The following is a 7757-nucleotide window of genomic DNA, read 5'->3' on the forward strand; positions in this document are numbered from 1 at the left end:
CACGGTGGTCCCGGGCTTCCCGGCGTCCCCGAGGCGCAGGGTTGCTTCGGGATTCCTGGCGGCTCCGAGGCTCACGGTGTCCCCGAGTTCCACGGTGGTTCCGGGCTTCCCGGTGGCCCCGAGGCTCACGGTGGTCCCGGGCTTCCCGGCGTCCCCGAGGCGCAGGGTTGCTTCGGGATTCCTGGCGGCTCCGAGGCTCACGGCGTCCCCGAGTCCCACGGTGGTTCCGGGCTTCCCGGTGGCCCCGAGGCTCACGGTGGTCCCGGGCTCCCCGGTGGCCCCGAGGTCCATGATGGTTCCGGGTTTCCTGGCGTCCCCGAGGCGCATGGTGGTTCCGGGCTCCCCAGCGTCCCCCAGGCTCACGGTGGTTCCGGGCTCCCCGGTGGCCCCGAGGTCCACGGTGGTCCCGGGCTTCCCGGCGTCCCCCAGGCTCACGGCGGTCCCGGAACCCCCGGCGGCCCAGTAGCTCACGCCCGCCTCGGCGTCCCCAGTGGTCACCCGACCGCGAGAGACGCGGACGCGGCCGAGGTCGCCACGGAGGACGTCGCCGTCCTCGTCGGGTCGCTCGTCGACAAGTCGCTCGTCGTCGCCGCGCCCGCGGACGACGGGGAGATGCGGTACCGCCTGCTGGAGACCGTGGGGGAGTACGCGGCCGAGCGGCTGGACGAGGCCGGGGAGCGGGGTGCCGTCGAGCGGCGGCACCTCGTGTACTACCGGGAGCTGGCCCGGACCACCGAGCCGCTGCTGCGCGGCCCGGGGCAGCGCGTCCTGCTCGACCGGCTGGAGCGCGAGCACGACAACCTGCGTACCGCGCTGCGGCGGGCGGTCGCCGCGCGGGACGAGCAGGAGGCGCTGTGCCTGGTGCTGTCCCTCGGCTGGTTCTGGCAGCTGCGCGACCACCGTGTCGACGGCAGCACCTGGTCGGAGGCCGCCATGGGGCTGGGCCCCGACCCGTTCGACGAACCCGTGCGGCCGGCTCCGCCGCTGCTCGAGCGGTGCATCGACGCGCCGCCGCCGATGTCGCCCGAGCTGCTGATGGAGGCCCGGCGCGAGGTCCGGCTCGTCTGGCTGTCGAACCGGGAGCATGACATCCGGGGGATGGACGACCCGGAGACGCAAGCCTGGATGCGCCGCGTCGCCGTCGCCTACGGCCCGGGGCAGCCGCAGAACTGCCGTGTGCCGGGTTTCTCCTGGTACTTCGTCCGGCTGTTCATCGGCGACGTGTCGGGTATCTACCGGGCCCTGGACAGGGGTATCGAGATGTGCCGCGAGCTCGGTTACGACTGGGAGCTGGCCTTCCACCTGCAGCAGCGGGCCAAGCTCCTCAACGAGATACCCGGCCGCGCCGACCTGGGGTTGCGGGACGCCGACGAGAGCCTGGAGGTGTTCCGCCGGATCGGGGACGCCTGGGGGGTGGCCGAGGCGCTGTCCGGGCGCGCCGAGAGCCACGAGCGCCGGGGGGCGTTCGCGGAGGCCGCGCGGGACTACCGCGAGGCGCTGGACAACGTCCGCGTCCTGGGGTCCACCGCCCAGGTACCGATGCTCAGGTGCCGGCTCGCCGACGTGCTCACCGAGTCCGGGGAAATCGACGGGGCGGAGGGCGAGCGGCTGCTGCGCCAGGCGCTGGAGGAGGCCGAGCCGCTCAACCCCGACGCCGCCTACTTCATCCGGATCTCGCTCGGCATCCGGATCGCCCGCAACGGCGGTCACGCCGAGGCCAGGGAAATCTTGGAGGGGCTGTACGGGGAACTGCGGGACCGTTCCGTCCCCCTGTTCGCCGGCCTGCTCGAGAGCGTGCTCGGCTGGCTCTACGCCCTCGAAGGGAAGCCGGCCGACGCGCTGTCCAGGCTCCGGTCCGCGCTGACCACGAGAGACGACCCGCTCACCGCCCTCGTCGCCGCGCACCTGCCCGTGCACATGCTCCTCAACGCCGCCTTCGCCCACTCGGCGCTGCCCGGCCGGGAGCACGCCGAGACGGCGGCCCGGCTCCTGGGCGCGGTCGCCGCCCTGCGCCCCGCCGGCCTGCACGAGGCGTCCGCCGAACGGGAAGTCCGGGAGCGGACGACGGCCGCCGCCCGGACCGCCCTGGACGGGGAGGTGTACGAGCGGGCGTACGCCGAGGGCGGCCGCCTCACCCTGGAGGAGGCCGTCGCTCTGGTCTGACCCCCCCGGGTCTGGTCTGAACCGCCCAGGTCTGGTCTGAACCGCCCGGCCCGCGCCGTGGAAGGCCTGCGCCCGGCCGGTACGGGCCCGCACGGCGCCGGTACGGGTCCGCCCGGCGCCGGTGCGAGCCCCGCCCGGCGGGCGCCCTGTCCGCTCCCGGCCCCGGCCGCTCCCGGCCCCGGCCGGTGCCCGGCCGGCCGGGGACACCGCGCGCCACCGCCGTCAGGTCTTGCTGCGGAAGCGGCGGACCGCCAGCGGCGCCGTCACCGCGGTGATCCCGACCGACCAGGCCAGCGTCAGCCAGACCGAGTGGGCCACCGGGCCGCCGATGACCAGGTTGCGGGAGGCGTCGGCGAGGTTGGCCAGCGGGTTGTACTCGGTGAAGGTCCGCAGCCAGCCGGGCATGGTGGTGGGCTTGGCGAAGATCGAGCTGGCGAACTGGAGGGGCATCAGCACGAGCATTCCCATCCCTTGCACGGCCTGCGCGGTCTTCATCGTCAGACCGATCAGGATGAAGATCCACATCAGGGCGGAGCCGAACACCACGCTCAGCGCGACCGCGCCCAGCAGGTGGAACACCGAGGTCTTGACGTCCAGGCCCAGGGCGAAGCCGATGGCGAGCTGGACGGCCACGGCCACCAGCAGCCGGCCGATCTCGGTCACGATCTTGGCTATGAGCACCGAGGACCGCGCGATGGGCATGGTCCGGAAGCGGTCCATGACGCCCTTGCGGAAGTCCTCGTTGACGCCCGAGCCCACCGCCATCGCGATGTTGAGGCCGGTCATCGCCATCAGGCCGGGCACCAGGTAGTTGACGTACGCCTCCTGCTGCCCGGGGCCGAACATGGCGCCGCCGAAGACGTAGACGAACATCAGCGTGAAGATGATCGGCATGGCCAGGACGTCGAACATCGACTCCGGGTCCTGCCTGATCTGGAGCGCGTTGCGGCGCGCGAGGGCGCCGATGTGCCGGAGGTGGGAGCGGAGGGGGATCCGCCCCTCGTCGGCGGGCGCGGCCACGGGCGCGCCGATCGTCGCGGTGGTCATACGGCGGCCTCCTGGAGGGCTTCGGCGTCGGCGCCGGTACGCGGGGCGTCGTCGGTGAGGGACGTCTTCTGGCCGGTGATGGCCAGGAACACCTCGTCCAGACTGGGGAGATGGGTGTTGATGCCGGCCAGGGCGAAGCCGCGCGCGCTCAGCATGCCGACGACGGCGGTGAGTTGCTCGTCGCTCACGATGGGGATGTTGACCAGGCCCTCGGCCTCGTCCATGGTGGCGCCGCCCACACCGTCGAGACCGGCCTGCGCCACCGCGCCGACCACGCGCGCCAGTTCGGACCGGTCCGCCGGGCGGATCTGCAGCGTCCGGCCGCCGACCTTGGCCTTGAGCTCGTCGACGCGGCCGCCGGCGATCACCTTGCCCCGGTCGATCACCGTGAGCTCGCTCGCCAACTGCTCGGCCTCCTCCATGTACTGGGTGGTGAGCAGCACCGTGGCGCCGTCCCGGACGAGGGACTGCACCTCGTGCCAGACCTCGTTGCGGGTGCGCGGGTCGAGGCCGGTGGTGGGCTCGTCGAGGTAGAGCACGGCGGGCCGGCCGATCATCGAGGCGGCCAGGTCCAGCCGGCGGCGCATACCGCCCGAGTACTGCCCGGACGGCCGCTTCGCCGCCTCGGTGAGCGAGAAGCGCTCCAGCAGCTCGTCCGCGCGGCGCCGGGCCTCCTTGCGGGGCAGGTCCAGCAGCCGGCCGATCATGTACAGGTTGTCCCAGCCGGAGAGCTTCTCGTCCACCGAGGCGTACTGGCCGGTCAGGCCGATCACCCGGCGGAGCTGCCGGGGCTGGGTCAGGACGTCGTACCCCGCGACCCGGGCGGACCCGGCGTCGGGGCGGATCAGCGTGGACAGGACGCGTACCAGCGTCGTCTTGCCCGCGCCGTTGGGGCCGAGGACGCCGAGGACGGTGCCCTCGCGGACGTCCAGGTCGACCCCGTCCAGGGCCCTGGTCTCGCCGTAGTGCTTGACCAGCCCTCGGACCTCCACGGCGTTGCCGCGGTCTTCGAGGATGTCGTTTCGTGTCATGGGAAGAGGCTGACAGACCCCACTGACAACGGGCCGACATCCGCCCGACAGGGCACCGACACGGGCCGTGCGGCCGTGTCGGTGCCCCCGTTCGCCGTTCACCGGCGGGCAGTTGACCGTTCAGCTGCGGCGGCCGGCCGGCGGGAACCGGCCGGCCGGCCGGGGACCGGCGGCCCGGTCAGTGGAAGGAGTGCTCCTCCGCCGGGTACGCCCCGCCGACCACGTCCTCCGCGAACTCCCGGGCGGCGCCGCCGAGGACCGCGCGCAGGTCGGCGTACTGCTTGACGAAGCGCGGCACCCGGCCGGACGTCATGCCCGCCATGTCCGTCCAGACCAGCACCTGGGCGTCGCACTCCGCGCCCGCCCCGATGCCGACGGTCGGGATGTGCAGGATGCGGGTGACCTCGGCCGCCAGCTCGGCCGGGACCAGCTCCAGCACCACGGCGAAGGCGCCCGCGTCCTGCACCGCCTTGGCGTCGCGCAGCAACTGCTGGGCGGCCTCCTCGCCCCGGCCCTGGACCGGGTAGCCGCCGTAGGCGTTGACGGACTGCGGGGTGAGCCCGACGTGCGCCATCACCGGGATGCCGGCCTGCACCAGCAGCTCGATCTGGTCCGCCGAGCGCTCGCCGCCCTCCAGCTTGACCGCGCCGACGCCCGCCTCCTTCACCAGCCGCGTCGCGCTGCGCAGCGCCTGGACCGGGCCCTCCTGGTACGCGCCGAACGGCAGGTCGCCGACGATCAGCGCGCGCTTGGTGCCGCGCACCACGGCGGCGGAGAGCAGGGTGATCTCGTCCATGGTGACCGGCACCGTGGACTCGTAGCCGAGGTGACAGTTGCCCATCGAGTCGCCCACGAGCAGTACGGGGATGCCGGCCTCGTCGAAGACGGAGGCGGTCATCGCGTCGTAGGCGGTCAGCATGGGCCACTTCTCGCCGCGCCCCTTCGCGGCGGCGATGTCACGGACGGTGATGCGCCGGGAACCCGTCCCGCCGTACAGCGCTTTGCCGGGCGCGGCGCCCGTACGACTGCTGTCGGCCGTTGTCGGTGGTGTCACGGCATGCGTCATGGCAGTGGCTCCTGTGTCGTCTCGAAGCGCCCTCGCGGCGTCTCCGGATCCCCTCCATGCTGACACGCGGCGCGGGGCGCGAGGAAGGCGCCGGGGGTAACAGAGCGCCCGCTCCCGGCCTCGGTTTGCCCGGCGGGCAAAACCTCCTTAATACGAGACGGTGCCGTATCGGAAAGCGGTCTACGGTGGAGGTATGACAACCCCTGCCGGTGAAGCGCCGGTGCGCCAGGTATCCGAGACCGTGCACAGGCGGCGCTGGGCGATCCTCGCCGTGCTGCTGTTCAGTCTGCTCGTCGTCGTCCTCGACAACTCGATCCTCAACGTGGCGATGAAGACCATCGCCTCGCCCGCGCCCACCGGCCTCGGGGCGACCCAGAGCCAGCTGGAGTGGGCGATCAACTCCTACACGCTGGTCTTCGCCGGCATCCTCTTCACGGCGGGCCTGCTGGGCGACCGGCTGGGGCGCAAGAAGGTCCTCCTCTTCGGCATGGTCGTGTTCGGGATCGGCTCGGTGCTGTCGGCCACCTCCGGCTCGCCCGGCGAACTCATCTCGTTCCGCGCGGTGATGGGCTTCGGCGGCGCCTTCGTGATGCCCGCCACCCTCGCGATCATCATGAACGTCTTCGAGCGCGACGAGCAGCCCAAGGCCGTCGGCATATGGGCCGGCGCGGTCGGGCTCGCCATCGCGATCGGCCCGATCACCGGCGGTCTGCTCATGGACCACTTCTGGTGGGGCTCGGTCTTCCTGGTGAACGTACCGATCGTGATCGTCGCCATCATCGCGATGGTGATCCTCGTCCCCGACTCCAAGGACCCCTCGCCCGGCCGCCTGGACCCGCTCGGCGTGCTGCTGTCCGTCGTCGGCCTGGTCCTGCTGGTGTACGGCATCATCAAGGGCGGCCAGCTCGCCGACTTCACCGACCCGGAGGTCTTCGGCACGGTCGGCGGCGGACTGCTCGTCCTCGTCCTCTTCGTCCTGCACGAGCGGCGCAGCGGCCATCCCGCCCTGGACATGCGGTACTTCCGCAAGCCGACGTTCTCGGCGGCGGTGGCCTCGATCGGGCTGGTCTTCTTCGGCCTGATGGGCGTCACCTTCTTTACCGTCTTCTACACCCAGAGCGTGCGCGGCTACAGCCCGCTGCAGAGCGGACTGCTGCTGCTCCCGCTGGCCGCCGCGCAGATGTTCTTCGCGCCGCGCGCCCGCCTGATCGTGGCCCGGTTCGGCGCGCGGGCCGTCTGCTCGGGCGGGATGCTGCTGGTCGCCTGCACGATGTCGGGCTTCGTCCTGCTGGACGCCGACACCCCGATCTGGGTGCTTGAGGTGCTGTTCTTCCTCCAGGGCACGGCGATGGCGCACGTCATGCCGCCCGCCACCGTCTCGATCATGCAGTCGCTGCCGCGCGAGAAGGCCGGTTCCGGCTCGGCCGTGAACAACACGTTCCGGCAGGTCGGCGGCGCCCTCGGCGTGGCCGTGCTGGGCTCGGTGCTCTCCACCACCTACCGCGACGGCATCTCCGCGCGGCTGGACGGCGTCCCCGGCCTGTCCGGGTCCGCCCGGCACGCGGCCGGCGAGTCGATCGAGGCCACCCTGGGCCTGGCCGACCGGCTGGGACCGGCCGGACGGGACCTGGTCGGCCCCGCGCAGGACGCGTTCCTGCACGCCATGCACGTCACCGCGCTGGGCGCGGCCGGGGTCGCCGCGCTGGGCGCGCTGGTCGCCGGCGTCTTCCTGCCCGGCAAGAACGCGACCCCGGCCGGCCCGGGCCCCGGCCGCCCCGCCGAGCGACCACAAGCGGAGGAGGCCCGGCGGTGAGCGGCCCGCCGCGGGAGGCCGGCCCCTCCGGCGCTCCCCTCCCCGGCCAGCAGCGCGGACGGCCGCGCAGCGCCGCCGTCGACACCGCCGTGATCGAGAGCGTCCTGCGGCTGCTGGAGCGCGGCGTCACCGTGGGCGAGCTGTCCATGGAACGGATCGCCCGCGAGGCCGGCGTCGGCAAGGCGACGGTCTACCGGCGCTGGGCCGGCAAGGAGGCGCTGATGCTCGACGTCCTGCGCTCCCTGGAGGAGTCCGCCCCCGAGCTCGCCGGCGTCTCCGTCCGCGACGATCTCGTCGCGCTGCTGGACTTCCTGCGCCGGCGCGGCCTGGCCAAGCGCTCGTCGGCGGTGATGCGTACCGTCGTCGGCCAGGTGCAGGCGCAGCCGCGGGTGTGGCGGGAGTACCACGACACGGTCGTCGCCGCCCGGCGGGAGGCGTTCCGGGCGGTGCTGCGGCGCGGCGCGGCGGCCGGGGAGATCCGCCCGGACGTCGACGTGGACCTGCTCATCGACCTCATCGTCAGCCCGATGCTCGTACGGGCGGTGCTGCACGAGTGGACGGAACTGCCGGCGGGGCTCGCGGAGGGGATCGTGGACACGGTGCTGGACGGGGTGCGGCCGGGGGCGGGGTCCGGAGG

The 7757-nt window shown here is 73.1% G+C and carries 6 protein-coding genes and 1 pseudogene; 3 read left to right on the forward strand and 4 right to left on the reverse strand.

The genetic code is table 11. From position 1 onward, the window contains the following. A pseudogene (locus ACSNOK_RS27945) lies at positions 1–498 on the reverse strand (hypothetical protein); the annotation flags it as partial. Positions 499–612: 114 nt separating this feature from the next. Between ACSNOK_RS27945 and ACSNOK_RS27950 the strand changes: the two are divergent. Beyond that, positions 613–2163: a hypothetical protein gene (locus tag ACSNOK_RS27950; protein ID WP_436783566.1), complete on the forward strand. Its 1551-nt coding sequence runs from the start codon at positions 613–615 to the stop codon at positions 2161–2163. 222 nt (positions 2164–2385) lie between these two features. Here the strand turns inward: ACSNOK_RS27950 and ACSNOK_RS27955 are convergent, their stop codons facing one another. The 3 genes from ACSNOK_RS27955 to panB all read right to left on the reverse strand — a co-directional run bounded on the left by ACSNOK_RS27955 (position 2386) and on the right by panB (position 5307). Continuing rightward, the gene (locus tag ACSNOK_RS27955; protein ID WP_436783567.1) at positions 2386–3210 is read right to left on the reverse strand and encodes an ABC transporter permease; all 825 of its coding nucleotides are present in this window, start codon (positions 3208–3210) and stop codon (positions 2386–2388) included. Beyond that, complete coding sequence (locus ACSNOK_RS27960; protein WP_436783568.1) at positions 3207–4241, reverse strand: ATP-binding cassette domain-containing protein; 1035 nt, start codon at positions 4239–4241, stop codon at positions 3207–3209. The genes ACSNOK_RS27955 and ACSNOK_RS27960 overlap by 4 nt, the downstream gene beginning before the upstream one ends. A gap of 178 nt (positions 4242–4419) precedes the next feature. Next, entirely contained in the window at positions 4420–5307 is an 888-nt protein-coding gene (gene panB / locus ACSNOK_RS27965; protein ID WP_436783569.1) for a 3-methyl-2-oxobutanoate hydroxymethyltransferase, read from the reverse strand. A 193-nt stretch (positions 5308–5500) separates the two neighbouring features. Between panB and ACSNOK_RS27970 the strand changes: the two genes are divergently transcribed. Further along, positions 5501–7120, forward strand: coding sequence for an MFS transporter (locus ACSNOK_RS27970; RefSeq protein ID WP_436783570.1), 1620 nt, complete (start codon positions 5501–5503; stop codon positions 7118–7120). After that, a partial coding sequence (locus ACSNOK_RS27975) for a TetR/AcrR family transcriptional regulator (RefSeq protein ID WP_436783571.1) occupies positions 7117–7757 on the forward strand: 641 nt, incomplete at its 3' end. The genes ACSNOK_RS27970 and ACSNOK_RS27975, both read left to right, overlap by 4 nt.

Origin of the sequence: Streptomyces sp. URMC 126, from assembly GCF_051386555.1 — a bacterium.
Classification (GTDB): Bacteria; Actinomycetota; Actinomycetes; order Streptomycetales; family Streptomycetaceae; genus Streptomyces.